The sequence below is a fragment of the uncultured Luteimonas sp. genome (assembly GCF_947492465.1).
In the GTDB taxonomy this organism is placed as follows: Bacteria; Pseudomonadota; Gammaproteobacteria; order Xanthomonadales; family Xanthomonadaceae; genus Luteimonas.
The window spans coordinates 317,046-343,054 of sequence record NZ_CANLNF010000002.1 but is presented as its reverse complement, the minus strand read 5'-3'; the positions used below and the strand labels follow the sequence as shown (position 1 = coordinate 343,054).

At 72.5% G+C, this 26,009-nt stretch carries 23 protein-coding genes and 1 pseudogene; 11 read left to right on the top strand and 13 right to left on the bottom strand.

Annotation, left to right across the window (positions count from 1 at the left end; genetic code table 11):
• The first annotated feature begins 7 nt into the window (after nucleotides 1-7).
• From Q0863_RS06580 to Q0863_RS06570, 3 genes are all read left to right on the top strand, one after another.
• Entirely contained in the window at nucleotides 8-694 is a 687-nt protein-coding gene (locus tag Q0863_RS06580; protein WP_298576629.1) for an NAD(P)H-binding protein, read from the top strand.
• A 43-nt stretch (nucleotides 695-737) separates the two neighbouring features.
• Nucleotides 738-1,568: an S-formylglutathione hydrolase gene (gene fghA / locus Q0863_RS06575; protein WP_298576627.1), complete on the top strand. Its 831-nt coding sequence runs from the start codon at nucleotides 738-740 to the stop codon at nucleotides 1,566-1,568.
• A gap of 86 nt (nucleotides 1,569-1,654) precedes the next feature.
• On the top strand, nucleotides 1,655-3,448 hold the full coding sequence (locus Q0863_RS06570) for a methyl-accepting chemotaxis protein (RefSeq protein ID WP_298576625.1): 1,794 nt from the start codon (nucleotides 1,655-1,657) through the stop codon (nucleotides 3,446-3,448).
• 43 nt (nucleotides 3,449-3,491) lie between these two features.
• Here the strand turns inward: Q0863_RS06570 and Q0863_RS06565 are convergent, their stop codons facing one another.
• The 5 genes and pseudogenes from Q0863_RS06565 to Q0863_RS06545 all read right to left on the bottom strand — a co-directional run.
• Entirely contained in the window at nucleotides 3,492-4,175 is a 684-nt protein-coding gene (locus Q0863_RS06565) for an ATP-binding protein (RefSeq protein ID WP_298576623.1), read from the bottom strand.
• On the bottom strand, nucleotides 4,176-4,517 hold the full coding sequence (locus tag Q0863_RS06560) for a hypothetical protein (protein WP_298576621.1): 342 nt from the start codon (nucleotides 4,515-4,517) through the stop codon (nucleotides 4,176-4,178).
• Nucleotides 4,518-4,579: 62 nt separating this feature from the next.
• Complete coding sequence (locus Q0863_RS06555) at nucleotides 4,580-5,521, bottom strand: DegV family protein (protein ID WP_298576619.1); 942 nt, start codon at nucleotides 5,519-5,521, stop codon at nucleotides 4,580-4,582.
• A 118-nt stretch (nucleotides 5,522-5,639) separates the two neighbouring features.
• Entirely contained in the window at nucleotides 5,640-6,968 is a 1,329-nt protein-coding gene (locus Q0863_RS06550; RefSeq protein ID WP_298576617.1) for an amidohydrolase family protein, read from the bottom strand.
• Nucleotides 6,965-8,236 (bottom strand): annotated as a pseudogene (locus tag Q0863_RS06545) (amidohydrolase); the annotation flags it as partial. The pseudogene Q0863_RS06545 and the gene Q0863_RS06550, both read right to left, overlap by 4 nt.
• Nucleotides 8,237-8,448: 212 nt before the next feature.
• Here Q0863_RS06545 and Q0863_RS06540 point away from each other — a divergent pair.
• Together Q0863_RS06540 and Q0863_RS06535 are read left to right on the top strand one after the other, a co-directional pair.
• On the top strand, nucleotides 8,449-9,225 hold the full coding sequence (locus tag Q0863_RS06540; RefSeq protein ID WP_298576614.1) for an AMP nucleosidase: 777 nt from the start codon (nucleotides 8,449-8,451) through the stop codon (nucleotides 9,223-9,225).
• Nucleotides 9,226-9,272: 47 nt separating this feature from the next.
• Entirely contained in the window at nucleotides 9,273-9,818 is a 546-nt protein-coding gene (locus Q0863_RS06535) for a DUF924 family protein (protein WP_298576612.1), read from the top strand.
• 296 nt (nucleotides 9,819-10,114) lie between these two features.
• On the opposite strand, the gene grxD is transcribed toward Q0863_RS06535, so the two are convergent.
• Nucleotides 10,115-11,041 (bottom strand): Grx4 family monothiol glutaredoxin, encoded by a 927-nt coding sequence (grxD, locus tag Q0863_RS06530; RefSeq protein ID WP_298576611.1) that lies wholly within the window; start codon nucleotides 11,039-11,041, stop codon nucleotides 10,115-10,117.
• A 99-nt stretch (nucleotides 11,042-11,140) separates the two neighbouring features.
• Between grxD and Q0863_RS06525 the strand changes: the two genes are divergently transcribed.
• On the top strand, nucleotides 11,141-11,920 hold the full coding sequence (locus Q0863_RS06525; RefSeq protein WP_298576609.1) for a polysaccharide deacetylase family protein: 780 nt from the start codon (nucleotides 11,141-11,143) through the stop codon (nucleotides 11,918-11,920).
• Nucleotides 11,921-12,084: 164 nt separating this feature from the next.
• On the opposite strand, the gene Q0863_RS06520 is transcribed toward Q0863_RS06525, so the two are convergent.
• The 3 genes from Q0863_RS06520 to Q0863_RS06510 all read right to left on the bottom strand — a co-directional run bounded on the left by Q0863_RS06520 (nucleotide 12,085) and on the right by Q0863_RS06510 (nucleotide 14,907).
• Nucleotides 12,085-12,792 (bottom strand): class I SAM-dependent methyltransferase, encoded by a 708-nt coding sequence (locus Q0863_RS06520; protein ID WP_298576608.1) that lies wholly within the window; start codon nucleotides 12,790-12,792, stop codon nucleotides 12,085-12,087.
• Nucleotides 12,785-13,417, bottom strand: a complete 633-nt coding sequence (locus tag Q0863_RS06515; protein WP_298576606.1) for an SGNH/GDSL hydrolase family protein — start codon at nucleotides 13,415-13,417, stop codon at nucleotides 12,785-12,787. Before Q0863_RS06515 ends, Q0863_RS06520 begins: the two co-directional genes overlap by 8 nt.
• Nucleotides 13,418-13,638: 221 nt before the next feature.
• The gene (locus Q0863_RS06510) at nucleotides 13,639-14,907 is read right to left on the bottom strand and encodes an aminotransferase class I/II-fold pyridoxal phosphate-dependent enzyme (protein ID WP_298576604.1); all 1,269 of its coding nucleotides are present in this window, start codon (nucleotides 14,905-14,907) and stop codon (nucleotides 13,639-13,641) included.
• Nucleotides 14,908-15,004: 97 nt separating this feature from the next.
• Here Q0863_RS06510 and rsgA point away from each other — a divergent pair, with 97 nt between their 5' ends.
• Entirely contained in the window at nucleotides 15,005-16,105 is a 1,101-nt protein-coding gene (rsgA, locus tag Q0863_RS06505) for a ribosome small subunit-dependent GTPase A (RefSeq protein ID WP_298576602.1), read from the top strand.
• A 6-nt stretch (nucleotides 16,106-16,111) separates the two neighbouring features.
• On the opposite strand, the gene Q0863_RS06500 is transcribed toward rsgA, so the two are convergent.
• Nucleotides 16,112-17,344 carry a S41 family peptidase gene (locus tag Q0863_RS06500; protein WP_298576600.1) on the bottom strand — a complete coding sequence of 411 codons (1,233 nt, stop codon included), beginning with the start codon at nucleotides 17,342-17,344 and terminating at the stop codon, nucleotides 16,112-16,114.
• A gap of 130 nt (nucleotides 17,345-17,474) precedes the next feature.
• Here Q0863_RS06500 and Q0863_RS06495 point away from each other — a divergent pair, with 130 nt between their 5' ends.
• From Q0863_RS06495 to Q0863_RS06480, 4 genes are all read left to right on the top strand, one after another.
• Nucleotides 17,475-18,713 (top strand): flavohemoglobin expression-modulating QEGLA motif protein, encoded by a 1,239-nt coding sequence (locus tag Q0863_RS06495; protein ID WP_298576598.1) that lies wholly within the window; start codon nucleotides 17,475-17,477, stop codon nucleotides 18,711-18,713.
• Between the two features lie 159 nt (nucleotides 18,714-18,872).
• Nucleotides 18,873-21,188: an NADP-dependent malic enzyme gene (locus Q0863_RS06490; protein ID WP_298576596.1), complete on the top strand. Its 2,316-nt coding sequence runs from the start codon at nucleotides 18,873-18,875 to the stop codon at nucleotides 21,186-21,188.
• A 303-nt stretch (nucleotides 21,189-21,491) separates the two neighbouring features.
• Nucleotides 21,492-22,577 (top strand): catalase family peroxidase, encoded by a 1,086-nt coding sequence (locus Q0863_RS06485; protein ID WP_298576594.1) that lies wholly within the window; start codon nucleotides 21,492-21,494, stop codon nucleotides 22,575-22,577.
• Nucleotides 22,574-23,176: a cytochrome b/b6 domain-containing protein gene (locus Q0863_RS06480; protein ID WP_298576592.1), complete on the top strand. Its 603-nt coding sequence runs from the start codon at nucleotides 22,574-22,576 to the stop codon at nucleotides 23,174-23,176. The genes Q0863_RS06485 and Q0863_RS06480 overlap by 4 nt, the downstream gene beginning before the upstream one ends.
• A gap of 137 nt (nucleotides 23,177-23,313) precedes the next feature.
• On the opposite strand, the gene Q0863_RS06475 is transcribed toward Q0863_RS06480, so the two are convergent.
• From Q0863_RS06475 to Q0863_RS06465, 3 genes are read right to left on the bottom strand one after another with little or no spacing between them, the layout of a single operon-like run.
• Nucleotides 23,314-23,724: a response regulator gene (locus tag Q0863_RS06475; protein WP_298576590.1), complete on the bottom strand. Its 411-nt coding sequence runs from the start codon at nucleotides 23,722-23,724 to the stop codon at nucleotides 23,314-23,316.
• A gap of 3 nt (nucleotides 23,725-23,727) precedes the next feature.
• A complete protein-coding gene (locus Q0863_RS06470) occupies nucleotides 23,728-24,168 on the bottom strand; it encodes a response regulator (RefSeq protein WP_298576588.1) in 441 nt (146 codons plus the stop codon).
• On the bottom strand, nucleotides 24,165-25,967 hold the full coding sequence (locus Q0863_RS06465) for an ATP-binding protein (RefSeq protein WP_298576586.1): 1,803 nt from the start codon (nucleotides 25,965-25,967) through the stop codon (nucleotides 24,165-24,167). The genes Q0863_RS06470 and Q0863_RS06465 overlap by 4 nt, the downstream gene beginning before the upstream one ends.
• Nucleotides 25,968-26,009 lie beyond the last annotated feature (42 nt).

Below are 26,009 nucleotides of genomic sequence, written 5' to 3'. Positions count from 1 at the left end.
CGCAGCCATGCACGCGGGCGAGGGCAACGGCCAGGACGCGCGCGGACGCGTCGCGCTCTTGGCCGGCGCCAGCGGACTGGTGGGACGCGCGCTGGCGACGCGCCTGTGCTCTGATCCGGGCGTGGCCCGGGTGCACGCGCTGGTGCGCCGGCCGCTGGATTTCGACGCGCCGAAGCTGCAGGCGCACGTGGTCGCGTTCGACCGCCTGTCGGCGCTGCCGGCAGTGGACGAGGCCTACCTTGCGCTCGGCACCACGATCGCCGTGGCGGGCAGCCGGGCCGCGTTCCGCGCGGTCGACTTCGACGCCAACCTCGCCGTCGCCCGCGCGGCGCTGGCCGCCGGGGCGCGTCGCATCGGCCTGGTCAGCGCGATGGGCGCGGATGCCGGCTCGCGCGTCTTCTACAGCCGGACCAAGGGCGAGCTCGAGGACGCGCTGGCGTCGCTGCCGCTCGATGCGCTGGTGATCGCCCGGCCGTCGCTGCTGCTCGGCGACCGCGAGCGCCTCGGCCAGCCGCGCCGCCGCGGCGAGCGCCTGGCCGCAGGGTTCGACCGCTGGCTGCGGCCGCTGCTCCCGGCACGCCTGCGCGGCATCGCCGCGGCGGACGTGGCGGCCGCGCTGGCGAGGGCCGTGCCATGCGCCAGCGGCCGCCTCGTCCTCGACTCGGCCCGCATGCAGGGCGCCGCCACGGCGTGAGCCGCGCAGCCCGCACCCACTGACAGATCTTCAGGAGGAACCCATGGAACGCATCGAACACCGCGCCTGCTTCGGCGGCTGGCAGGACGTCTACCGCCACCGCTCCGAGGTCCTCGGCTGCGACATGACCGTCGGCGTGTACTTCCCGCCGCAGGCGCAGCAGGGCCCCTGCCCGGTGCTGTACTGGCTCTCGGGCCTGACCTGCAACGAGCAGAACTTCATCACCAAGTCCGGCGCGCAGCGCTACGCCGCCGAGCACGGGATCATCCTGGTCGCGCCCGACACCAGTCCACGCGGCGACGACGTCGCCGACGCCGAGGGCTATGACCTGGGCAAGGGCGCGGGCTTCTACCTCAACGCCACCCGGGATCCGTGGGCGAAGCACTACCGCATGTACGACTACATCGTCGACGAGCTGCCGGCCTGGGTGGAGTCCGATCCGGCCGCCGGCGACCGCCGCGCGATCAGCGGCCATTCGATGGGCGGCCACGGCGCGCTGACCATCGCGCTGGGCAATCCGGGCCGCTACCGCAGCGTGTCGGCGTTCTCCCCGATCGTGGCGCCGAGCCAGGTGCCCTGGGGCCAGAAGGCCTTTGCCGCCTACCTGGGCGACGACCGCGAAACCTGGAAGCGCTACGACGCGGTGGAGCTGGTGGAATCCGCCCCGGAGCGCCTGCCGCTGCTCGTCGACCAGGGTGGCGACGACGAATTCCTCGACGGCCAGCTGCGCCCGCAGCTGCTGCAGGCCGCGTGCGAGGCGGCGGGCCATCCGCTCGAGCTGCGCATCCGCCCCGGCTACGACCACAGCTACTACTTCATCGCCAGCTTCATCGGCGAGCACATCGCCCATCACGCCCGGGCGCTGCGCGGCTGAGCCGCGCGCGCCGGCCCTTCCCCGGCGCCGCTCAAGGACCCTCGACGGCGGCCGTTACAGGACAGGTACAACCCCGGGGAGGGGTCATGCCAGCGTTCGAGGATCCAAGTCTTGCCTGCCTGCCGGCGCTGCCCGATGCGCCGGTCGCGCTGATCCGGCTCGGCGCCGACGGGCGCGTGCTGGCGCTCAACCGCGCCGCCGTCGACCTGCTCGACCTGCCCGGCGCCGATCCGACGACGCTGTCGTGCGACTGCGTCTGGGGCCTCGCGCCGGGCAACCTGTCCGGCGACGAAGGCGTCTGGGTGGCCCCTGGCGCCGATCCCGCGCGACGGGTGTGCTACCAGCTCGACCGCGATGGCGGCGGCTGGCTGCTGTCGCTGCCCGATGCCGAGAGCGCCGCGTTGTGGCGCGAGCGGGCGGCCGCGCCCGCCGCGGCTCCCGCACCGCCCGAAGATGATGGCCAGGCCGCGCGACTGCTGGCGATGGTCGGCGACCGCCTGGCCGCCTGCGAGCTCGACCTGGGCCTGGATGCCGGCCACGAGGACCAGCCCGGGGTCCGCCGCCTCGCCGCCGGTTTCGGCAACCTGGCCGAGGCGATCCGCCAGGCGGTGGGCCTGTCGCTGCAGGTCGCGGCCGAGGTGCCGCATGTGGTCGCGGAGAACGACGAACTGGTGCGCCAGTCGCAGGCGCAGGTGGACGCGCTGGAGACGGTGGTGGCCTCGACCCGCCAGCTGCTCGCCGGCCTGGAAGGCCTGCGCGGCGACCTGCGGACGGTGACCGAAGTCGCCGCCAGCGCCGACGACAGCGCGCGCGAGGGCGCCGCGGCCGCGCGCGCCCTGGCCGGGGCCATGGCCGCCGTGCAGAAGAGTTCGGCCCGCGCCAACGACGTGATCGAGGTGATCGACTCGGTCGCGTTCCAGACCAACATCCTGTCGCTCAACGCCAGCATCGAAGCCGCGCATGCCGGACCCGCCGGCCGCGGTTTCGCGGTGGTGGCGACCGAGATCCGGCGCCTGGCCGAGCGCGCCGCGGAAGCGGCGCGCGACGTGCGCCGGATCATCGGCGAGAACAGCGACGCGCTGGGCGAGGGCGCCGCTTCGGCCGCCCGCACCGAGCAGGTGCTGGGCGGCATCGGCGGCCTGCTGGGCCGTGCCAGCGCGGCGATCGAGACCGTCGCCGGCGGCATTGTCCAGCAGGGCGATGCGATCGCCGACATCGACCGCGCGGTCGGGCAGGTGGCCGAACTGGGCCGCAGCAACCTCGAACACGCCGCCAAGGTGGCCGAGCGCAGCGAGGCGCTGGGTGCCGGCGCCGACGCACTGCACGACTGCGTCGGCCTGTTCCGGCTGCCGGCCGATCCGCTGCGCGAGCCGCGCCACGCGCGCGTGCTGGAGCTGGCGAGCGAGACCTCCCGGTCGATCGGCGCCACCTTCGAGGAGGCGCTGGCACAGGGCTGGATCGAGGATGAAGCGCTGTTCTCGCGCGACTACGCCGCCATCGCCGGCGTGGAGCCGGCCAAGTACGAGACCCCGTTCGACGCTCTGTGCGACGAACTGCTGCCGCCGCTGCAGGAGCCGGTGGCCGCCGCGCATCCTTGGATCGTGTTCGCGATCAGCGCCAATCCAGACGGCTACGTGCCCACCCACAACGACCGCTTCTGCCAGCCGCTGACCGGCGACCGCGCGCGCGACCTGGTCGGCAACCGCACCAAGCGCATCTTCTCCGACCGCGTCGGCCGCAGCGTCGGCGCGCATACCGACCCCTACCGCCTGCAGGTCTACCGCCGCGACACCGGGCAGATCATGTTCGACCTGTCGGTGCCGGTGTTCGTCCACGGTCGCCACTGGGGCGGATTCCGCGTGGGCTACACGCTGGACTGACGGGTCCTGCGTGCAGGCCGCGCGGCGCGTGCGCAGGCCCGGCTCAGTCCCCGGCCGCCGCCAGCGCGAAGTCGGTGATCGCGAAGCGGCCGTCGCGCAACCAGGTGTCGCCCCGTGCCAGCGGCAGCGGCGCACCGAACATCGGCCCGGCGTACACGCAGGTGTGGAACTCGCCGTGCTCGCCGCAGGCGTCGATTCCGTCCGGGAGCGCCTGCAGCAATGCCGCATCGAAGCCGCGACCGGCGAACGCGGCATCCAGCTGCTGCGTATCCACGCAGCACAACGACGCGCGCAGGCCGCCGTGCAGCATCCCGGCCGCGAGCGCGGCGGTGTCCTCGCCGAACAGCGGCGTGGACAGCCGCCAGCCAAGCCGCGACAGGCTCGCCTCGCGCCATTCGCGCAGGTCCTCGAGCAGCAGGTCGCCGGTCGCGAGCGTCTCCAGGCCCGGCCAGCGTCGCGCCGCCTCGTCCAGCGCGGCGGCCATCGCCTGCTCATAGCTTGCGTTCGAAGCGGCCGGCGGCAGGGGCGCTTCGAGCAGCGGCAGGCCGGCCGCCCGCGCCTGCGCCCGCAGCACGCTTGCCCGCACGCCCTGCATCGAAGCGCGCGCGTCCGCGTCCAGCGTCGCGAGCAGGCCCACGACCTCGACCTCGCCGGCCGCGCGCAGACGGTGCAGCGTCCAGGCCGCATCCTTGCCGCCGCTCCACGACAGCAGGACGGGAGGGCGCACTCAGCCGGTGCGCACGTCGCGCAGTTCCCAGGTGGCGCCGGCGAGCAGGCGCATGCGGTGCTTGAACACCGTTCCGGCAATCGCGGTGTCCGCCACCAGGTCGATGTGCAGGTCGTGCTGCCGGCCTTCCACCACCGCCGCGGCGTCGGTGACGCCGAGCGCGGGATCGACCGAATCCGGGTCGTCCTGGATCGCGCGCCAGCGCTGGAACAGCGCGTCGCCGCGCAGCGCGTCCTGCAGTTCGGATGCCATGCCTTCGGCGCTCTGCGAGCGGAAGGCGAACTCGCCGGACGCGCGGACCCGTTCGGGGTCGGGCAGGCGGATCAGGTAACGGACGGACATGGGCACGCGCCTGTGGACGGAGGCCGCCAGAGTAGCAGCGCCGCGTCGACGATGCGTCGCGGTCAGGCGAACTCGTGCGGATCGGCCGCGAAGCCGACGCAGACCGCGCCCTTGCCGACGTTGACCATGCCGGTCAGGCTCATCACCGTTTCGAACACCTCGATGCCGCGTTCGGCGCAGGCGCCGAGCAGCGTGTCGTAGCCGGGCATGGCGCGCATCTCGTCGAGCTCGCCGCCGTAGCACAGGCACAGGGTGGGAGTGAGCAGGCCGGCCTCGACGCGGCGCGTGGCGAACTCGAACAGCGCGCGCACCGCCGGATCGAAGCCCTTGATCTTGGCGACCGGAGCGGTGTCGCCGCGCCAGCCGCGCAGCACCGGCTTGATGTCCAGCGCGGTCCCCAGCGCGGCGCTGAACAGGCTGACGCTGCGGTCGCCCTTGTGGCGCGCGCGGTTGCGGATGTAGTACAGGTCGCGCGGCACCAGGTAGCCGTAGGTGTGCAGCGCCAGGTGTTCCAGCCGCCCGCGGATGCGGCCCGGCCCCTCGCCCGCCGCGCGCAGCCGCACCGCCTCGACCGGCAGGATGCCCTGCGCCGAGAACAGGTTCTGGCTGTCGATCACGCGCAGCGCGAACGGCGTGTTGTGGCCGGCCGCGGCGCGCGTGGGCCGGTAGTCGTTGAGGATCGCGTAGCTGGCCTGGCGCGCGTTCTCGAAGATCTGGCTGCGCGTGCTGGTGACGGTGATGCAGAACACGTGGTCGTAGTCGACCACCAGCCGCTGCAGGAACAGGTCGCGGATCTGTTCGACGCTGAAGGGGATGGTCTCGGCGCTGGCGCCGCGTTCGGCGATGTGCGCGTGCAGGAAGGCCAGGGTCTCGGCCTCGCCACGGTAGTCGACCTGCAGCTCGTTCCCGATCCGGACCGAGATCGGCAGGATCTCGACTTCATTGGCCTTGAGATAGTCGACCGGCAGATCGCAGGTCGAGTCGACGACGATTCCGATGCGCATTGCAGCTCCCGTGGGGTCTTGCCCCGCCACGCGAAGCGCGCATTGTCGCGCGCTTGCCGCTGGCGCGGCTGAACGCGCCGCCGGCTCCCGCGCCGGCTGGCGCGGGAGCCGGGCCAGGTCAGTCGACCCGGGCCGGATAGGCGCGCGGCAGCGCCCCCGCCTCGCGCGCCGGCTCGGCGCGCAGGTAGCGGTCGCGCAGCTCGGTCTGGCGCGAGCGCATCGGCATCGCGCGCCCGCCCAGCCAGGTCTGGCGCGCGGTGTGGGCGACATCGAGCGGGTCGCCGCTCCACAGCACCAGGTCGGCCGTCTGGCCCACCGCGATCGTGCCCAACCGCTCGCCGCCGCCGAACGCCTGCGCCGGGATCCGGGTCAGTCCGGCCAGCGCCGCCTCCCAGGGCAGGCCGTTGGCGACGGCGTTGCCGGCCAGCTGGCGCACCTTGCGCGCGTTGTGCGAAGCGTCGCCGGCCTGGGTGAAGCCCACCCGCACGCCCGCCGCATGCAGCCGGGCGGCGTTGTCCAGGGTCGCGCCCAGGCGGTCGAAGTTGCCCGGGAGGTTGGCCAGCGGATCGACGAACACCGGCACGTCGGCCTCGGCCAGCTGGCTGGCCAGCTTCCAGGCTTCGGCGCCGCCGGAGATGGCGATCCGGACCCGGTGCCGGCGCGACCAGCGCAGCAGCTGGCGGATGTCGGCGGCGCGGTCGACCTCGACCACCACCAGTCCGCGGTTCTCCAGGAATCGGCCGAGCGTGGCGCGCCCGGCCGGGGTCAGCAGGGCGAAGTTCGAATCGGCCGGGATCCGTCCCTGCGCCTCGTCGACCATCTGCTCCAGCAGCATCCACTGCCCGGCGCGCGAGGAACCGCTGAGGTTCGAGGCGCCCGCGCCGAGCGCGACGAACAGCACCTTCGGGCCGGCCGGGTCCGGGCCGCCGTCCAGGCGCACCAGCGCGCCCTGGCCGCCGATGATCGAGCCGCCCGCGGTGGTGCCGGCGCTGAGCAGGGTGTAGCCGATGCCTTCCACCCGCGCGACCGGCAGCAGGATCGACTCGGGGTTGTAGGCCAGGGTCACGTCGAACTCGGGGCGGACGGTGATGTCCTTGGCGTTCTCGCCCAGCGCCAGCGAGGCGTCGCGGGTCGAGGATTCGCCCGAAACCTCCTCGATGCCGATCCCGGTGATGCCGCCGAAGAACGCCGGCGTCAGCGGCTGGCCCTGTGCATCGACCACCTGCGCCGACCCGGCCGCCAGGCCGCTGCCGATCGCGGCGATGCGCCCGTCCTGGACCAGCACGTCGGCGCCCTGCAGGGTGCCGCGCGCGGTCGCGGTGTGCACGGTGGCGTTGCGGATCAGCACGTCCTGAGCGGCCGCCGCCACCGGCAGCAGCGCCGCCAGCAGCAGCGCCGCCGTGGCGGATGCCGGACGCGTCCGGCGGCGGACCTGACGGCGGCTCATCGCACACCTCCCTGCGCCGTCGGCTGCCCGAGCATGAAGTCGGTCACCGGCCGCAGCGAAGGATCGTTGCGGTCGTACACGCGCGCACCGTCGACGAACACCTGCTCGGCCTGCGCGTACACGCTGAAGGGATTGCCGCTCCACAGCACCACGTCGCCCATCTTGCCGGCTTCCAGCGTCCCGGTGACATCGTCCACGCCCAGCGCCCTGGCGGCGTTCTGCGTGATCCAGCGGATCGCGCGCTCGGGCGCGATCTCGATGCCCACGCGGCGTGCGTTCGCCATCACCTTGGCCGCCTCCTGGTTGAGCCGCTGGATGCCCTCGTCCGAATCCGAATGCACGATCGCGCAGCCGCCCGGTGCGCGGTCGACGATGGCGATGTTCTCCTGGATGCCGTCGAACGCCTCCATCTTGAAGCCCCACCAGTCCGCCCACAGCGCGCCGCACACGCCCTCGGCGCCGAGCCGGTCGGCCAGCTTGTAGGCCTCCACGCCGTGGTGGAAGGCGGCGACCTTGAAGTCGAACTCCTTCGCCAGGTCCAGCATCTGCGCCATCTCGTCGGCGCGGTAGCAGTGGATGTGCACCAGGATGTCGCCGGCCATCGCCCCGGCCAGGGTCTCGAGCTTGAGGTCGCGCTTGGTCGAGCCGTCCTTCTCGCGCTTGCGCGCGTAGTCCTGCGCGTCGATGAAGGCCGCGCGGTAGCCGGCCACGTTGCCCATGCGCGTGGCCGGGCCGCCCTTCTGGCCGTAGACGCGCTTGGGGTTCTCGCCGCAGGCCATCTTCAGCCCGTGCGGCGCATCGGGGAACTTCATGCCCTGCGCGGTGGTGGCAGCCACGTTCTTGAGCGTCACCCCGCGCCCGCCGACCAGGTTGGCCGAACCGGGCAGGATCTGCAGCGCGGTCACGCCGCCGGCCAGCGCCGCGCCGAAGCCCGGATCCTGCGGCCACACCGAATGCTCGGCCCAGACCTGGGCGGTCACCGGGCTGGTCGCCTCGTTGCCGTCGCTGTGCGCGCTGGCGCCGGGGCTGGGGTACACGCCCAGGTGCGAGTGCACGTCGATCAGACCCGGCGTGACCCACTTGCCGCTGCCGTCGACGCGGATCGCGTCGGCGCCCGCCGCCAGGCCGTTGCCGACCTGCGCCACCTTGCCGTCCTGGAGCAGCACGTCGGCATTGTCCAGGCGCCGCCCGTCGCCGGTGAGCACGGTCGCTCCGGTGATCAGCACCGGTGCCGAGGCGATCGGCCGGTAGGTGCTGGCGTAGGCGTCGCTACCGGTCCCCGCAGCGGACTGCGGCGCCGGCGCGGTATCGCCGGTGCTGGCGCAGCCGGCGAACAGGACTGCGCACAGCGCAGCGGTCAGGGGTCGGATCATGGCGGCCTTTCGCAGGTTGAATCGCCCGACGGTACCCGCTCCCCCGGTCGCCGCCAAGCGGCCGAAAGTCATGTCGCGTGACAAAATGCCCGGCAGGAGGACCGCGCATGAAGGACAAGCAGGACATCGTCGGCAACTGGCTGCCGCGCTACACCGGCGTGCCGCTCGACGATTTCGGCCAGCACATCCTGCTGACCAATTTCGGTGGCTACCTCGGCCACTTCAGCCGCATGACCGGTGCGCCGGTGGTCGGCCTCGACCGGCCGATGCCCAGCGCCACCGCCGACGGCATCACCATGATCAACTTCGGCATGGGCAGCCCCAACGCGGCGACCATGATGGACCTGCTGTCGGCGATCGAGCCGCGCGCGGTGCTGTTCCTGGGCAAGTGCGGCGGGCTCAAGCGCAAGAACCAGCTCGGCGACCTGGTGCTGCCGATCGCCGCGATCCGCGGCGAGGGCACTTCCAACGACTACCTGCCGCCGGAAGTGCCGGCGCTGCCCGCCTTCGCCCTGCAGCGCGCCGTCTCCACCATGATCCGCGACCTCGGCCACGACTACTGGACCGGCACGGTGTTCACCACCAACCGCCGGGTCTGGGAGCACGACGACGCGTTCAAGGAACGGCTGCGCGCGATGCGCTGCATGGCCATCGACATGGAGACGGCGACGATCTTCGCCGCCGGCTTCGCCAACCGCATTCCATCGGGCGCGCTGCTGCTGGTCAGCGACCAGCCGATGATCCCGGAAGGGGTCAAGACCGAGGCATCGGATGCGAAGGTCAGCGCGGAGTTCGTCGAGCGCCACATCCAGATCGGCATCGAGGCGCTGCGCCTGATCCGCCGCCACGGCAAGTCGGTGCGACACCTGCGATTCGACGAATAGCGCGGCTGTGCGGGCCCGCACCACGCGCGCCGGCGCTAAGATGGGGCATGGATCCGCAACCCGACATCCGGCACGTCATCGACTTCTGGCGCGCAGCCGGCTACACGAAGTGGTTCAACGGCGGCGCGGCGTTCGATGCGCAATGCCGCGAACGCTTCACCGATGCGCATTTCGCCGCCGCGCGGCGCGAGTACGACTCCTGGATGGACAGCGCCGACGGAGCGCTCGCGCTGCTGATCCTGCTGGACCAGATCCCGCGCAACATCTTCCGCGGCAGCGGACATGCCTTCGCCACCGATCCGCTGGCCCTGCACTATGCCGTGCGCGTGGTCGACGCCGGTTTCGACAGGAAGGTGGAGGCCGAACTGCGCACCTTCATGTACATGCCCTTCGAGCATTCCGAGGCGATCGAGGACCAGCATCGCGCCGTCGCCCTGTTCACGGCCATGGGCGAGGACGGGTATCTCGACTACGCCCGGCGGCACCTGGACGTGATCGAGCGCTTCGGCCGCTTCCCGCACCGCAACCACGCGCTGGGCCGCAGCAACACGCCCGAGGAACAGGCCTGGCTCGACGCCGGCGGGGGATTCTGAGACGCCGGGCGCCGTGGGAGCGGCTTCAGCCGCGAACCGTCCACCCGGCCTGGAAACACCCATGCGGCTGGCGACGCCGGTGGCGCATCGGTTGCCATGACTTCGGATCGACGGAGCCACCGCTCCGCGATGGCAACCGTGTCGCCGCTGTGGTGATGCCGCGCACCGGACGTATCGCGGCTGAAGCCGCTCCCACAAGCCTTCGGCGGGGCGGCGGAACCCGGTCTCCGGACGCGGCTGAAGCCGCGTCGACAAGGCCTGGGCAGGGCAGCGAGGCAACCCGGGGCCTGGCGTCCTCAGTACTTGGGAATCGACGGGTCGACCGTGTCCGACCAGGCGACGATGCCGCCCGCCACGTTGTGCAGGTTGCGGAAGCCCATCAGGCGGAACTCCTCGGCAGCGCGGCCGCTGCGGCCGCCGCCGTGGCACAGGAACGCGATGGCCGCGTCCTTGGGCAGCGCCTCGACGTCGGCGCGGCCGGCGTCGAAGGTCATGAACGGCACCGGCACCGACGCGATCGCGCGCTCTTCCGGCGGGCGCACGTCCACCAGCACCATCTCGCCGGCGCGCACGCGCGCCTCGACCTCGCCGGGGCTGGTCTGCGACACCGGCGGCGGCGCGTTCGGGTTCTCGATCACCAGACCCTTGCCGCGCATGTCGTCGGCGAAGTCGATGCGCAGGCCCTCGGCGCGGCGCGCGCCGGCCAGGTCGAACTGCACGCGCACGCCCTCGACCTCGGTCGACACCGCATCGGCGTCGGCCGGACCCAGGTTCAGGCGGGTGCGGAAGTTGCGGTCCACGTCCACCTGCAGCACCACTTCGCCGCCGGCATCGTCGATGGCCTGGCGGATCATCGCCAGCGCCGCCGGCGTGATCGTGATCGAGGGCGGCGTGCGGTCCGGCGCGGCCAGGCCGAGTGCGGTATGCAGTTCGCCGCTGTTGACCATCTGCGCGATGATGTCGCTGCCGCCGACCAGCTCGCCGTCGATGTACAGCTGCGGGATCGTCGGCCAGTCGCCGTAGGCCTTGATGCCTTCGCGGATCTCGCCGTCGGCCAGCACGTTCACGTGGGCGTAGTCGGCGCCCAGCGCGTCCAGCGCCGACACCGCCTTGGCCGAGAAGCCGCACTGCGGCGCGGCCGGCACGCCCTTCATGAACAGGACGGCGCGGTTGGCCTGCAGCAGCGATTCGATACGGGCGCGCACGGCGGGTTCGAGGGACATGGCGGCGATCCTTGGAGCGGGCCGTCCATGGTACCGCGATCGCCGCGCAGCCGGCCGCAACGGCGCGTTGCGCGCGGACGGGATGGCATCATTGCGCGCATGGAAATCCCGCATCGCCCGCCGCGCCGGCCGCACGCCTGGCTGCCCCTGCTGCTGCTCTCGCAGCTGCTGGTGGCGTGGGTGTGGTGGCGCTGGGGCTGGGGCGCCGGCCTGCCCTTGATGCTGGCCACGCATGCGCTGGCCTGGTGGGGCGTGCTGGCGCCGAATGCGGCGCTGTACGGGCCGGTGCTGTCGCGGCTGCCGTGGACCGGGCGCGAAATCTGGCTGACGATCGACGACGGCCCGTCCGACGACACCGCCGCGGTGCTCGACCTGCTCGACGCACACGCCGCGAAGGCCACCTTCTTCCTGGTCGGCGACCGCGCCGCGTCCCGGCCGGAACTGGTCCGCGAGATCGTGCGCCGCGGCCACGGCATCGGCAACCACAGCCGCTCGCATCCGCAGGCCCGGTTCTGGGCGCTGGGACCGCGGCGGATGCGCGGCGAGATCGAGGACGCGCAGCGCCAGCTTGCCGCCATCGCCGGCCGCGCGCCACGCTGGTTCCGTTCGGTGGTCGGCCACAGCAATCCGTTCGTGCATGCGCCGCTGCGGCGCGCCGGCCTTGCGCGCGTGGCCTGGAGCGCGCGCGGCTTTGACGCCGTGCAGCGCGACGTGGACAAGGTGGTCTCGGCGATCGAGCGCGATCTCGCGCCCGGCGCGATCGTGCTGCTGCACGAGGGCGCGCCGCACGGGCGCAGCGTCGAGATGATCGCCGCGCTGCTGCAGCGGCTCGACGCGCTGGGCTATCGCGCAGTACTGCCGGCACCGGCACAAGCATAGGTCGCCGCTGCAGCCCCGTGGGAGCGACCTCGATCGCGAACGGCCTTCGCGCGCGAGCGCGCTCCCACCACCTCGGGTCGCGACAGCCCTGTGGGAGCGACCTTGGTCGCGAACGGCTTTCGCGCGCGAGCGCGCTCCCACGCCGATGAGGCGGCGACGCCGGGTCAGCCCGGCGCGGCCGGTTGCTGCGCCACCACCAGCCAGTTGTTGAACGGCGTGTTGCCGAACCAGGGACGGATGTCCACGGCCAGCCCGGCGGCGTCGAAGCGCGCGCGCAGTTCGTCCACGGTGGGGTAGTGCTTGGGCCGGTCGGGCATCCAGCCGGTCAGTGCGGCGAAGCGGTCGCCGGCGCGGGTGCGGCGGATGCGCGCGCCGCCGTCGTCGAGCGCGGCGCGCATGACCAGCCGCGCGCCCGGCGCCAGCATCGCGATCGCGGCATCGAGCAGGGCGGCCTGCTGTTCGCGGGTCAGGAACTGCAGCACGTCCAGGATCGCCACGCTGCCCGAATGCGGCGGATAGCCGCGCGCCAGGTCGACCACTTCGAAGTGCGCGTCGGCCAGCGCCGACTGGCCGGCGATGCGGCGGGCGCGTTCGATCTTCGGCGCATCGATGTCCACGCCCTGGTAGGGCATCGTCTGCCCGTCCACCCGCAGCGCGTGCGCCAGCAGGCCGAGGCCGCAGCCCAGGTCAAGCAGCGGCGCCTCGCAGCCGCGCAGCGCGTCGAGCACGCCTGGGTACAGCGGGTCGGTGCGCAGCTTGGCCAGGGTGTAGTAGTAGTCGTAGCGGTTGCCGAGGACGTGGGCCGGCAGGAAGGCGCGCGCAATTCCCTTCGCGGTGGCCGCATCGAGCGGCCGCAGAGTCTGTTCAGTCATCGGCGGACAGTAACCGACGCGCCACCGGCAGCGCCAGACGCGTCCACTGCGCATGCATCGCCGCCGACGGATGCAGGCCGTCGGCCGCCAGCATCGCAGCTTCCGCGCCGCGTTCGCGGCTGACCGCGGTGATGTCGACGAAGGCCACGTCGCGCACCGCACACTGCGCCCGGGCGACGGCATTGAAGCCGTCGAGCTCGCGCGCGATGGTGGCCGGATCGCGGCCGCTGCCCGCCGCGAACGGGGTCACGCCCCAGTCGGGAATGGAAAGCACCAGCACCCGGCCGGCGCGGCCGCTGGCGAATCCGATCGCCCGCGCCAGCAGGGCGTCGAACTGCGCGCGGTACTCGTCCAGGCCGCGCCCGCGGTACTGGTTGTTGACCCCGATCAGCAGCGAAACCAGGTCGAAGCCCGGTGCGGGCCGGGCCGCGTCGATCGCGGCGGACAGCTCGTCGGTGGTCCAGCCGGTGGTGGCGATGATCCACGGGTCGGCCAGGGCGATGCCGTCGGCGCGCAGCGCCTGCGCCAGCTGCAGCGGCCAGCGGCCGTCCCCGGCGATGCCCTCGCCGATGGTGTAGCTGTCGCCGAGGGCGAGGTAGCGCAGCGTGGGAGCGGGCGTCTGCATCGAAGCCGTGGATCCTGGTCGTGTGGACTTGTGGGGCGGGATGTTCGTCGCGGGCTTGCGTCAACCGGAAGGTCGCCCGCTCACCCAGCGCATATCCCGTGGTGTGGTCGCTGCTTCCGCGGCTTCCGCCGGAAGGGTCTGCTGCCGCGCGACGCGACCAGCGCCAGGGGCGCGATCGCGGCGCGTGGCCCAACCCGCACCGCGACGCCCCACCGCGCGGCTCACGCCGCCGGCCGCGCCTGCTTCTTCAGCGGCACGACCTTGCCGTTCGCCAGGGCGCGACGTTCGAGCACGCGGTCGATGCGCGCGAACACCTCGCGCACCATCTCCGGCTGCGGCAGCAGGGTGACGCGGAAGTGGTTGCGGTAGGGCACGTTGAAGCTGGTACCCGGCACGAGCAGCACGTCCTCGGTCTCCATCAGCTCCAGCGCGAAGCCGTGGTCGTCGAAGCCTTTCGCCGCATCGCCGACCACGCCCGGGAACGCGTACAGCGCGCCCGCCGGTGCCACCAGCTCCAGGTGTTCGCTGGCCGCGCAGGCCTCGGTCACCGCGCGCCGCGCCTCGTACAGGCGGCCGCCGGGTGCGCACAGTGGCGAGATGGTGTCGGCGCCGGTGAGCGCAGCCTCGATCGCGAACTGCCCCGGCACGTTGGCGCACAGGCGCAGCGCGCCAAGCAGGTCCATGGCGTGGCGGAATGCGGTGCTGCGCGCCGGATCGCCCGACAGCACCGCCCAGCCCACGCGCCAGCCGCAGGCGCGGTGCACCTTGCTCAGGCCGCCGAAGGACAGGCAGGGCACGTCGCCGGCCAGCGGCGCGACCGGCTCGAACTGCGCGCCGTCGTAGAGGATGCCGTCGTAGATCTCGTCGCACAGCAGCAGCAGGTTGTGGCGGGCGGCGATCGCGACGATGCGTTCGAGCAGCTCGCGCGGATAGTTCGCGCCGGTCGGGTTGTTGGGATTGATCAGCACGATCGCGCGGGTGCGCGCGGACACCAGCGCCTCCATCTCCACCGGATCGGGCAGGAAGCCGTTGCCGGCGTGGCACTGGTAGAAGACCGGGCGCCCGTCGTTGAGGATGGTGGCCGCCGACCAGAGCGGGTAGTCGGGCGAGGGCACCAGCACCTCGTCGCCGGGATTGAGCAGGGCGCGCAGCGAGATGTCGATCAGCTCGCTCACGCCATTGCCGACGAACACGCGCTCGGGCGACGCGTAGGGCGTGCGGCGCGCCACGTGGTGCGCGGCGATGGCCTCGCGCGCCTCCGGCAAACCCTGCTGGTGGGTGTAGGGATCGGTGCGGTGGATGTGGTCGGCGATCGCGCGCTGCAGGTGCTCGGGCGCGCGGAAGCCAAACGCCCCCGGGTTGCCGATGTTGAGCTTGATCAGCGTGCGGCCCTGGGCCTCGAGTTCGCGCGCGCGGCGGGCGAGTTCGCCGCGGATCTCGTAGCGGACTTCGGACAGGCGTTCGCGGACGGGCAGGCTGGGAGCGGACATCGGGGGCGGCGGGCGTGCGGCGGTAGGCCGCGGATTTCCGGATCATACGCCGCGACGGGGCTAGAATCGCGGCCATGACGACCGCCAGCGCCCGCGTTTGATCCCCGCCACCAACGCGCTGCGCGCGATCGGCTGGCCCTGGGCCGGGAGGCCCGCGCCGGGGCCCTGGGCCGAACTGATGGACGCGCACCCGGCGGCGGGTCCGGCGCGCGTGGTCGAACAGCACCGCAGCGGTTACGTGGTTGCAGATGCAACCGACCGCGCGATCACCGTCGAATCCCTGCCCGAATGGCAACGGCCGCCCGGCTACCGCAAGGGCAAGGTGGCGCCCGAGGACCGGCCGGTGGTGGGCGACTGGGTGCTGGTCGAGGACGGCAGGCGCATCGTCGCCCTGCTGCCGCGGCGCAGCGCGATCAAGCGCGGCGCCGCGGGCGAGCATTACCGGCAGCAACTGATCGCGGCCAACATCGACGTGGTGCTGGTGGTGTGCGGCCTCGACGGCGACTTCAATCCGCGCCGGATCGAGCGCTACCTGCTGCTGGTCCAGGCCGAAGGCGTGACCCCGGTGGTGGTGCTCACCAAGGCCGATCGCCCCGGCACCGATGCGGACGCGGCGCTGGCGGCGCTGGCGGGCGTGCGCGCGCAGGGCGTGGACGTGGTCGCTGTGAACGCGCGCGACCCCGCCGGCGTGCGCGTGCTCGACCGCTGGCTCCAGCCCGGCACCACCGCGGTACTGGTCGGTTCCTCGGGCGCCGGCAAGTCCACCCTCACCAACTCGCTGCTCGGCGTCGAGCGGATGAAGACCGCCGAGGTGCGCGAGCACGACGCGCGCGGCCGCCACACCACCACCCACCGCGCCCTGATCGCGCTGCCCTCGGGCGCCTGCCTGATCGACACCCCGGGCATGCGCGAGCTCAAGCCCACCGGCGAGGAGGAACTGGCCGATGGCGGCTTCGGCGAGATCGAGGCGCTCGCGGCGCAGTGCCGGTTCCGCGACTGCCGCCACGCGGCCGAACCGGGTTGCGCGGTGCGCGCCGCGGTCGAGGCCGGCACGCTCGATCCGGGCAGGCTGGCCAACTACCTCAAGCTGCGCGACGAGGTGGTGGCCGCGTCCGGACGGCTGGCCTCGCGCCTGGCGCAGAAGCCGGCGTCCCGTCCGCCGGGCAAACCGCCGGCGCGCGGCCCCGGCCGCCGCTGAGCCGCTTCAGCGTCCGGCCAGCAGCGCCTGCACGGCGGTCTCCAGCGCCGGATCGTTCCCGGCCCGGACCGCGGCCCAGTCCGGCGGCAGGGAAACGTCGGGACTCACGCCGACCTTGTCCAGCGCACGCCCGCCGCCGGTGGTGATGGCCCACATGCCCACCCGCAGCAGCCCACCGTCGGGCAGGTTGATCCCGCGCGTGCCGACCACCGCGCCGCGGCTGCGCTCCCCGAACAGGCGCGCGCGTCCGGTTTCCTGCAGCCGCGCGGCGAGCAGCTCGGCCGCGCTGGCGGTGCCGGGGCCGACCAGCACCGCCAGCGGACCTTCGTAGACCCGCGCCGGCGGTGGCGCACCGATACGGTGGTCGGACAGGCGGCCGTGCAGCACCAGCAAGGTCTGCGGCTGGGCATGGAAACGCGCGAGGATGCGCGCCGCCACGTCCCAGTGGCCGCCGCCGTTGTCGCGCAGGTCCAGCACCACGCCGGCGGGCGGCCGCGTCCCCGCCAGGTCGACGAGCCTGGCGCCCAGCCAGTCCTCGCTGGCCTGGTCGAAATCGTCGAAACGCAGGTAGGCGATTCCGCCGGGCAGTGTCCGTGCCTCGTGGCGCGGCCGCGGCGGCAGCGCGCGCGCCACCAGGTCCAGGCCGTGCCGGGCACCGCGCTCGTCCTCGAACACCAAGTGCGTGCTGCGCCCCTCGGGAGGGGGTGCGGATTCAGTCGGCGGCTGACCATCCACGGACACCAGCCACCAGCCGGGCAGCACGCCGGCCGCGGCTGCGGGCCCGTCGGCCTGCACTCGCTGCACGCGATGGCGCCCGCCCACCTCGGTGGTCGCCAGGCCCCAGCCGGCCCGGGACTGCCCGCTGCGCTGCGCGGCTCGGCGCTCGCGCGCAGTGGGCGAGAACGCGTGGCTGTGGTCGTCGTCGAGGGCCTCGAGCAGGCTGCGGATGTGCGCGTAAAGCCCGGCCTCGTCCGGGGCCGCCAGCGTGGCCGGGCGCATCGCCGCGGCCCGGGCCGCGAACGCGGCGCGGTCGAAATCGCGCCGGTAGAACAGCCGGTCGACATGGCCCACCACCGCATCGTGGACACTGGCATTGAGGGTCATGCGCTCGGGCGAGCCGTCGGCCGGGCGCGCTGCCGGCGGCGGCTGGTCGCGTTCGTGCGGGCGCTCGTAGGGGATGCTGGCGCAGCCGGCGAGAGCCAGCAGGCAGAGGGCGGCAAGCAGGCGGAAACGGTGCATACGGCTAGCGTATGCGAAGGCCGGGCCGGCTGGCGAACCCCCTGCCCGCCAGGTCGTTCGCCCAGCCTGCGGCATACGCGGCGGCGTTTTCCGCTAGCGTGGGCGCTCACTCCCCGCCGCGTCCGCTTCCATGGCCGATCCCGTCGCCCACCACGCCGCGCTCGATGCCCGCATGGTGCGCGTCGCCCGCGAACTGCGCGTGCTGTCGCTGGCGAGCTGGCCGGCGACGGTGCAGCGGCAGTTCCTGGCCGACCTGGCGCGCGGCCAGCGGCGCCTGCCGCGCTTCGACTACCCGGCGCACGATTTCGGCGAGGCCCGCCGCGAACTCGACGCGATCGCCGCGGCCGCGGACCCCGGTCATCCGCTGGGCGCCTACCTGGTCGAGTCCGCGCGCGACTGGGCGCTTGCCGCGCGCATGCTCGAAGCCCTGGGCACGCAGGCGGCCAGTGCGCTGTCGATCATGCTCTACGGCCACCCGCACGATCCGCTGCCGGGTGGCGGCACCACCACATGCGAGGCGGCCGGCCACTTCATCCGCATCGCCGACGAACTCGACCGCGAACTGGTCGCGCCCGAGGAGCAGGTGACGATCTCCGCCACCGCGCTGCGCCTGCAGCTGCAGAACCAGCTCGACGCCTTCTTCGATGGCCGCGTGGTCACGGTCGAACTGGACCCGGAGCTGATCGCCAAGGCGGCCGCCGGCGCCTACCGCATCCGCCTGCGCGACGGCGCCGCGTTCAGCGACTACGACCGCGCGCAGCTGCTGCACCACGAGGCGCTGGTGCATTCGCTGACCGCGCTCAACGGCCGCGCCCAGGCCACGCTGCCCAGCCTGGCGATGTCCTCGCCACGGATCACCGCCACCCAGGAAGGCCTGGCGGTGCTGGCCGAACTGATCACCGGCAGCATCGACATCGAGCGCATGAAGCGGGTGAGCCTGCGCACCGAGGCGATCGCGATGGCGCTGGACGGCGCGGATTTCCTGCAGGTGTTCGACTGGTTCGGCGCCGCCGGCCAGGACCCGGCCGAGAGCTTCGCCTCGGCCCAGCGCGTGTTCCGCGGCGTGCCGACCACCGGCGGCAGCGCCTTCGCCAAGGACACGGTGTACCTGCGCGGCCTGGTGGAGGTGCACACCTTCTTCCGCCGCGCCCTGCGCGAGGGCCGCCTGCGCCAGTGCCGGCGCCTGTTCGCCGGCAAGATGACCCTGGACGACGTGGCGCGGCTCGACCCGCTGTTCGATGCCGGCGTGCTGGCGCCGCCGCGCTGGCTGCCCGACTGGGTCGCGCGCGCCAACGGCCTGGCCGGACAGCTGGCGTTCTCGCTGTTCGCCAACCGGATCCGGCTCGACCGGCTGTCCGACGGCGACTGAGGCGGCGCGGCCACGTGGCTGCGCGTCGCGCGCGCGGCCGCGCGTCGAGCTGCGTGGCGACGCTTGCAACGGCCGTCCGCGCGCCCGCGGCGACGCTCGCGCGGGATCGATCGGGGGCGTGGGGCTAGAATCCATGTCCCGTCCACGGTCCCGTCCGAGATGTCCGAGCAATCCAGCAGCACCGATTCCGCAGAAGCCTTCCGCAAGGCCGCGCTCGACTACCACCGGCTCGAGCCGCGGGGCAAGATCAAGGTCGCCGCGACCAAGCCGATGCTGACCCAGCGCGACCTGGCCCTGGCCTATTCGCCGGGCGTGGCCTACGCCTGCGAGGAAATCGCCGCCGACCCGACCAAGGCCAGCGACTACACCGCGCGCGGCAACCTGGTGGCGGTGATCTCCAACGGCACCGCGGTGCTGGGCCTGGGCGACATCGGCCCGCTGGCGGGCAAGCCGGTCATGGAAGGCAAGGGCGTGCTGTTCCAGAAGTTCGCCGGCATCGACGTGTTCGACATCGAGGTCGACGAAAAGGACCCCGACAAACTCGTCGACATCATCGCCAGCCTCGAGCCCACCTTCGGCGGCATCAACCTCGAGGACATCAAGGCGCCGGAGTGCTTCATCGTCGAGCGCAAGCTGCGCGAACGGCTCAACATCCCGGTGTTCCACGACGACCAGCACGGTACCGCGATCATCGTCGGCGCGGCCGTGGTCAACGCCCTGGAGATCGCCGGCAAGAAGATCGAGGACGTGAAGCTGGCCACCACCGGCGCCGGCGCGGCGGGCATCGCCTGCCTGGACATGCTGGTGGCGCTGGGCCTGAAGCCGGAGAACATCACCGCCTTCGACCGCGGCGGCGTGATCCACAGCGGCCGCGACGACCTCGACGAGGCCAAGCGCCGCTACGCGCGCGACACCGGCCACCGCGAGCTCGGGCAGATCGTCGCCGGCGCCGACATCTTCCTCGGCCTGTCGGCCGGCGGCATCCTCACCGGGGACATGGTCGCGGCCATGGCCGAGCGGCCGATCATCCTGGCCCTGGCCAACCCCTACCCGGAAATCATGCCGGAGCTGGCGCGCACGGTGCGCCCGGACGCGATCATCGCCACGGGCCGTTCGGACTTCCCGAACCAGGTCAACAACGCGCTGTGCTTCCCCTACATCTTCCGCGGCGCGCTGGACGTGGGCGCCACCGGCATCAACGAGGCGATGAAGCTGGCCTGCGTGCACGCCATCGCGGCGCTGGCCAAGAGCGAGGCCAGCGACCTGGGCGCGGCCTACGGCGAGGAGATTCCCTGCTTCGGCCCGGACTACATCATCCCGCGCCCGTTCGACCCGCGGCTGCTGACGATCGTCGCCACGGCCGTGGCGCAGGCGGCGATGGACACCGGCGTGGCGCTGCGCCCGATCGAGGACATGGCCGCCTACCGCGAGAAGCTCTCGCAGTTCCACCACCGCACCGCGCTGGTGATGCGTCCGCTGTACGACCGCGCCCGCGCCGACCGCCAGCGCGTGGTCTATGCCGAGGGCGAGAACGAGACCGTGCTGCGTGGCGTGCAGACCGTGGTCGACGAAGGCCTGGCCCTGCCGATCCTGATCGGGCGCCCGGACGTGATCGAGTCGCGGATCCAGCGCCTGGGCTTGCGCCTGCGCGCCGGGGTCGACTTCGAAGTCACCAACCAGGACGACGACCCGCGCTTCCACGAGTACTGGAACCACTACCACAAGCTCACCGAGCGCCGCGGCGTCACCCCGGAAACGGCCAAGAGCCTGCTGCGCTCGCGCACCACCCTGATCGCAGCGGTGATGGTGGACCGCGGCGAGGCCGATGCGATGATCACAGGCCTGGTCGGCCGCTACCACAAGAAGCTCGGCTACATCCGCAGCGTGTTCGAGCTGGATCCGGGCGTGCAGAGCACCTCGGCCATGACCGGGGTGATCAACGACCGCGGCCTGTGGTTCTTCCTCGACACCCACGTGCAGCCCGATCCCAGCCCCGAGCAGATCGCCGAGAGCACCATCCAGGCGGCCTACCGGCTCAAGCTGTTCGGCATCGAGCCGAAGGTGGCGCTGCTGTCGCACTCCAACTTCGGCAGCCACGACGACCCCAGCGCGCGCAAGATGCGCCAGGTGCTGGAAATCCTGCGCAAGCGCTCGCCGAAACTCGAGGTGGACGGCGAGATGATGGCCGACACCGCGTGGGACGACGACTTCCGCCGCCGCATCTTCCCCAACACCACGCTGGAGGGGCGCGCCAACCTGTTCGTGATGCCCAACCTGGACGCGGCCAACATCACCTACAACATGGTGCGGGTGATGACCGACGGCGTGGCCCTGGGCCCGATCCTGATGGGCGTGAGCAAGCCCGCGCACGTGCTCACCACCGCCTCGCGTCCGCGCCGCGTGGTCAACATGACCGCGATCGCCGCGGTCGAGGCCCAGATCCGCAAGCAGCGACTGGCCGAACGCGGGGGCTGAACGCAGCTGCGACTCTGCTCCCGCACCGCGGGGGCAGGGACGGCGAGGGGGCACGCCGGCGTCGCGGTGTCCGCGTTTCCCGGGTGGCTCGCGTGTCCGGGTCCATCACCCACCCTGCACAGGTCTGCCATGGGCATGGCGGCGGTCGGGTCGCGCGGGCATCGCTGGCCTGCGACCCCGGCGCATGTCGACCGGGTCTGCCTGGCCCGCGGGCAGTGATCGGATCACTGAACGCATGGCGCTGCGGGTCATGCCCGGGCCACGCCGCGCGTATGCTCTGGCCAACCCACCTGAGCCCAGCCCATGCCGGACGCCGAGTCGCCCCCGCCGTCCCCGCGTCGACCGTCCGCGCAGTTCGCCGCGATCTTCGCCGTGGTCGGGACCCTGGCACTGGCCTTCGCCTGGGCGGCCGGCTGGCTGTCGCCCCAGCGCCTGACCCCGGCGCGCCTGACCGACGCCATCGAGGCCACCTCGCTGCAACCCCATCCCGGGTTCCGCCGCGCGCATGCCAAGGGCATCTGCGTGACCGGGTATTTCGAGGGCAGCGCCGAGGCCGCGGCGTTGTCGAAGGCGCGCGTGCTGGCGCCCGGGCGTTCGCAACTGCTCGGGCGCATGTCGATCGGCGGCGGCTCGCCGTATGGACTCGATGCGCAGGCTCGCGTGCGCAGCATGGCGCTGTTGCTGCGCGGCGACGACGGCCAGGAGTGGCGCATGGCGATGAACAGCTTCCCCTTCTTCGGGGTCGGTTCGGTCGAGGCCTTCCACGCGCAGACCCTGGCCGGCGCGCCCGACCCCGCGACCGGCAAGCCGGATCCCGCGCGGCTGGCGGCGTTCGCCAAGGCGCACCCGGAGTCGGCGAAATTCGCCGAGTGGGCGCGCAGCGCGCCGTGGCCGGACAGCTACGCCAACACTCAGTACAACGGCATCCATGCGTTCGGCTTCGAGGATTCGCGCGGCGGCAGCCGGATGGTGCGCTGGTCGATGCGGCCGCAGGCGCCGTTCGTGGCGCTCACGCCGGCCCAGCGCGAAGCCGCGGATCCCGACTACCTGGGGACGGAACTGCAGGCGCGGCTGGGTGATGGCCCCCTGCGCTGGGACATGGTCGTCACCATCGCCGGGCCGGGCGACGACAGCCGCGACCCGTCGACGCCGTGGCCCGACGACCGCGACCAGGTGGTCGTCGGCACGGTGGTGATCGAACGCGCGCAGCCGCAGGCCACCGGCGCGTGCCGCGACCTCAACTTCGATCCCACCGTGGTGCCGCCCGGGGTGACGCTGTCGGACGACCCCATCCTCGCCGCGCGCGCCGCGGTGTATGCGCAGTCGTTCGACCGGCGCCAGCGCGAGCGTGCCCGGGGCCTGGCGCCCGGGCAGGGGGTGGCCCGATGAACCGGCCACGACATTTCAACGCCACCGCGCGCTGGCTGCACTGGGGCATGGCCGCCATGGTGCTGGCGATGCTGTTCGTCGGGGTGGTCATGGTCTCGTCCATGACCCTGCGCCCGGCGCTGCTGTCGCTGCACCGTCCGCTCGGCGTGGCGATCCTGCTGCTGGCGGTGGTGCGCCTGGCCAACCGGCTGCGGCATCCGCCGCCCCCGCTGCCCGCGGACCTGCCATGGATCCAGGCCATGGCCGCGCATGCGTCGCACTGGCTGCTGTACGCACTGCTGTTCGCCATGCCGCTGGTGGGCTGGGCAATGGTGTCGGCGGCGGGCAATCCGGTACTGCTGTGGCCGGGCCTCACGCTGCCGGCCATCGCACCGCACGATCCGGCCGTCTACAGCCTCCTGCGTGGCGCGCATGCGTGGCTGGCCCGCCTGCTGTTCGGGCTGGTGCTGCTGCACCTGGCAGCGGCGCTGTTCCACGCGTGGGTGCGGAAGGATGGCGTCTTCGAGAGCATGGCCCGCAGCGGTGCGCTGGGCCTGCCGCAAGACGCCAACGACTGGCCCGAGCAGGACGCCGGGCAGGGTGCGTCGGACTCTCCCTGAAAGCGGGACGGATCGGCCACCCCGTGCAAACGGTCGGGGCCGCGTCGGCAGGCACTGCGCTGGTGGCTGGCAGCGGGTGATTGCGACCACGCGCGCCACAAGTCGCCACTCGCCCTGGGGTTTCCAGGTCCGCCGCCTCAGGACAGGGACACGTGCACCCGACCCGTTTGCAGCAGCCTGCGCACCAGCGCCGGCAGCGCATCCAGATCGTCCTTGAGCAGCAGGCCGTCCGCAGCGGGCGGCGCATCGTGCGGCGCCAGGCCGCCGGTCAGGAACACGAACGGCAGGTCCGGATCATGCGCCCGCGTCAGCGCCAGCGCCTCCGCGCCGGAGAATCCCGGCAGGTTCAGGTCCGACACCACCACCTGCGGGGCGAATTCGCGCAGCGCCTGCGCGACCCCCGCCGCGGTGCAGGCGCGCCGGCACTCCACCTCCAGCCGGCCCTTGCGCAGGGCGTATTCGGCCAGTTCGGCATCGTCCGCCGAATCGTCGACCAGCAGCACCCGCCAGGCGCCCCTGGACGCATCGCCGACTGGCCCGGCCGCCATGCCTCAGTCCTTCTTCGGCGGCTCGTTGAGCACGGCCCAGAATCGGCCGAGCGTGCGCACCGCATCGAAGAACTGGTCCACGTCGACCGGCTTGACCACATAGGCGTTCACGCCCAGGTTCCAGCTCACCGCCAGGTCGCTTTCCTCGCGCGAAGACGACAGCACCACGATCGGCAGCGCCTTGAAGCGATCGTTGCGGCGCAGGTCGGTCAGCACTTCCAGCCCGTCCATGCGCGGCATCTTGATGTCGAGCAGCAGTACCGCCGGGTCGCCTTCGGGGCGGTCGGCCCACTTGCCGCGCCGGTGCAGGTAGTCCAGCACTTCCACCCCGTCCTCGACGTGCACGATGGGGTTGGCCAGGTGCGCCTCGCGCAGCGCATCGATCGCCATTTCGGCGTCGTGTGGGCTGTCCTCGGCCAGCAGGATGGTGCGCAGTTCGGTCATGGCGTGGTCTCGTTGTGGGCGGGCAGATCGCCCGCCTCGGGCAGTGTGAAGTGGAAGGTAGCACCCTTGCCGGGCTCGCCTTCGGCGTGGATCCGGCCGCCGTGGCGGGCCAGCACCCGGCGCACGCTGGCCAGGCCGATGCCGGTGCCGGGGAACTCGCTGAGCGCATGCAGGCGCTGGAACACGCCGAACAACTTTCCGGCGTATTTCATGTCGAAGCCGGCGCCGTTGTCGCGCACGGTGAAGTGGTGGCCGTCGGTGCCGCGCCGGTACTCCACCTCGATGCGCGCCGGCTCGCTGCCCTGGCTGTACTTGACGGCGTTGCCCAGCAGGTTGAGCCACACCTGGCGCAGCATGTTCTCGTCGCCCACCACCACCGGCAGCGGCGCAATCCGCCATTCGATGGTGTGTCCGGGCGCCTCGGTGGCGCTGTTGGCGTCGAGCATCGCCCGCGTGTCCGACACCAGCGACTGCATGTCCACCGTCTGCACCCGCAGCGCGCTGCGGCCCAGGCGCGAGTACACCAGCAGGTCGTCGATCAGCGCCGACATGCGCCGCGCCGAGGACACCATCACCTCCAGGTAATGGCGGGACTTCTCGTCCGCGTCGTCGCCCAGGTGTCGGCGGAGCTTGTCGCCGAAGCCGGCGATGTGGCGCAGCGGCGCGCGCAGGTCGTGCGAGACCGAGTAGCTGAAGGCCTCCAGCTCGCGGTTCACGTCCGAGACCTGTTCGACCTTGCCCTCCAGCTGCCGGTTGAGCTCGCGGATCTGGCGGTCGCTGGCCTTCTGCACGCTGATGTCGCTGGCGGTCACCAGCGCCACCGAGTCTTCGCTGTCGGGCAGGGGCATGCGCCGGGCGTTGATCATCATCGTGCGCTCCATGCCGTCGGCGGTGCGCTGCTCGTGTTCGAAATCCCACAGCTCGCGCCCGCGGCCCAGCACGTCGGCCAGCCGGTGCATCATCCGCTCGTCGGCCCAGGCGCCGTTGCCCAGCTCCGAAAGCCGCTGCCCGCGCGCGTCGCCCTCCACGCCGAACAGCTCGGCGAAGGCGGCGTTGTGCATGACCACGCGCTGTTCATGGTCCACGGCCACGATCGGTTCGCGCACCGTGTCCAGCACCACGGTGGCCCGCGCGCTGGCGCGCGAGGCGTCGCTCTCGGCGCGCAGGCGGTGGGCGATCTGGCGTCCGGCGTAGGTGAGCAGGCCGCCGAGCAGCAGCAACTGGGCGGCCATGGCGATCCACGCGCCCGCCCGTGCGCGCGCAGCCACCACCTCGGCACGTCCCTGGCGCTCGCCCAGCAACTGCTGCTCGGCTCGGACGATCGCGTCGATCAGGTCGTGGATGGGATAGCGCGCCACCATCTGGTCGATGTCTGCCACGGTGGCACCGGTGCCCTGTTCGATGACGCGCTCGGCCTGGGTCTTGCGCAGGAGGATGTGCGTCTGCAGCGCGCCGATCCGCAGCTGCTGCTCGGCGTTGTCGCGGGTCAGCTCCTGCAACTGGCGCAGCAGCGGCAGGATGCGGTCGCGGCTGGCGGAGGCACGCTGCCGCATGGGCGCGTTGTCCACGCCGGACGCCATCGACAGCGCCCCGTTCTCCAGGTTGCGCATGTCCGCCGCCAGGCCCTGCACCGTCACCTCGACCTGCTGCGAGTGCGACACCGCCCGCCAGGCATCGTCCGCATTCCGGGTGGCCTGCTGCAGCAGGATGAACGGGGTGACGATGATCGCGGCCACCAGCACGCCCAGCGCGGCCAGGCGCCAGTTCGACAACGGGGTGGGAGCGGCGGCTTGCAGCATCAATCGCATCTGGTGAGGGGTGGCCGGGACCCCGGCACCGAC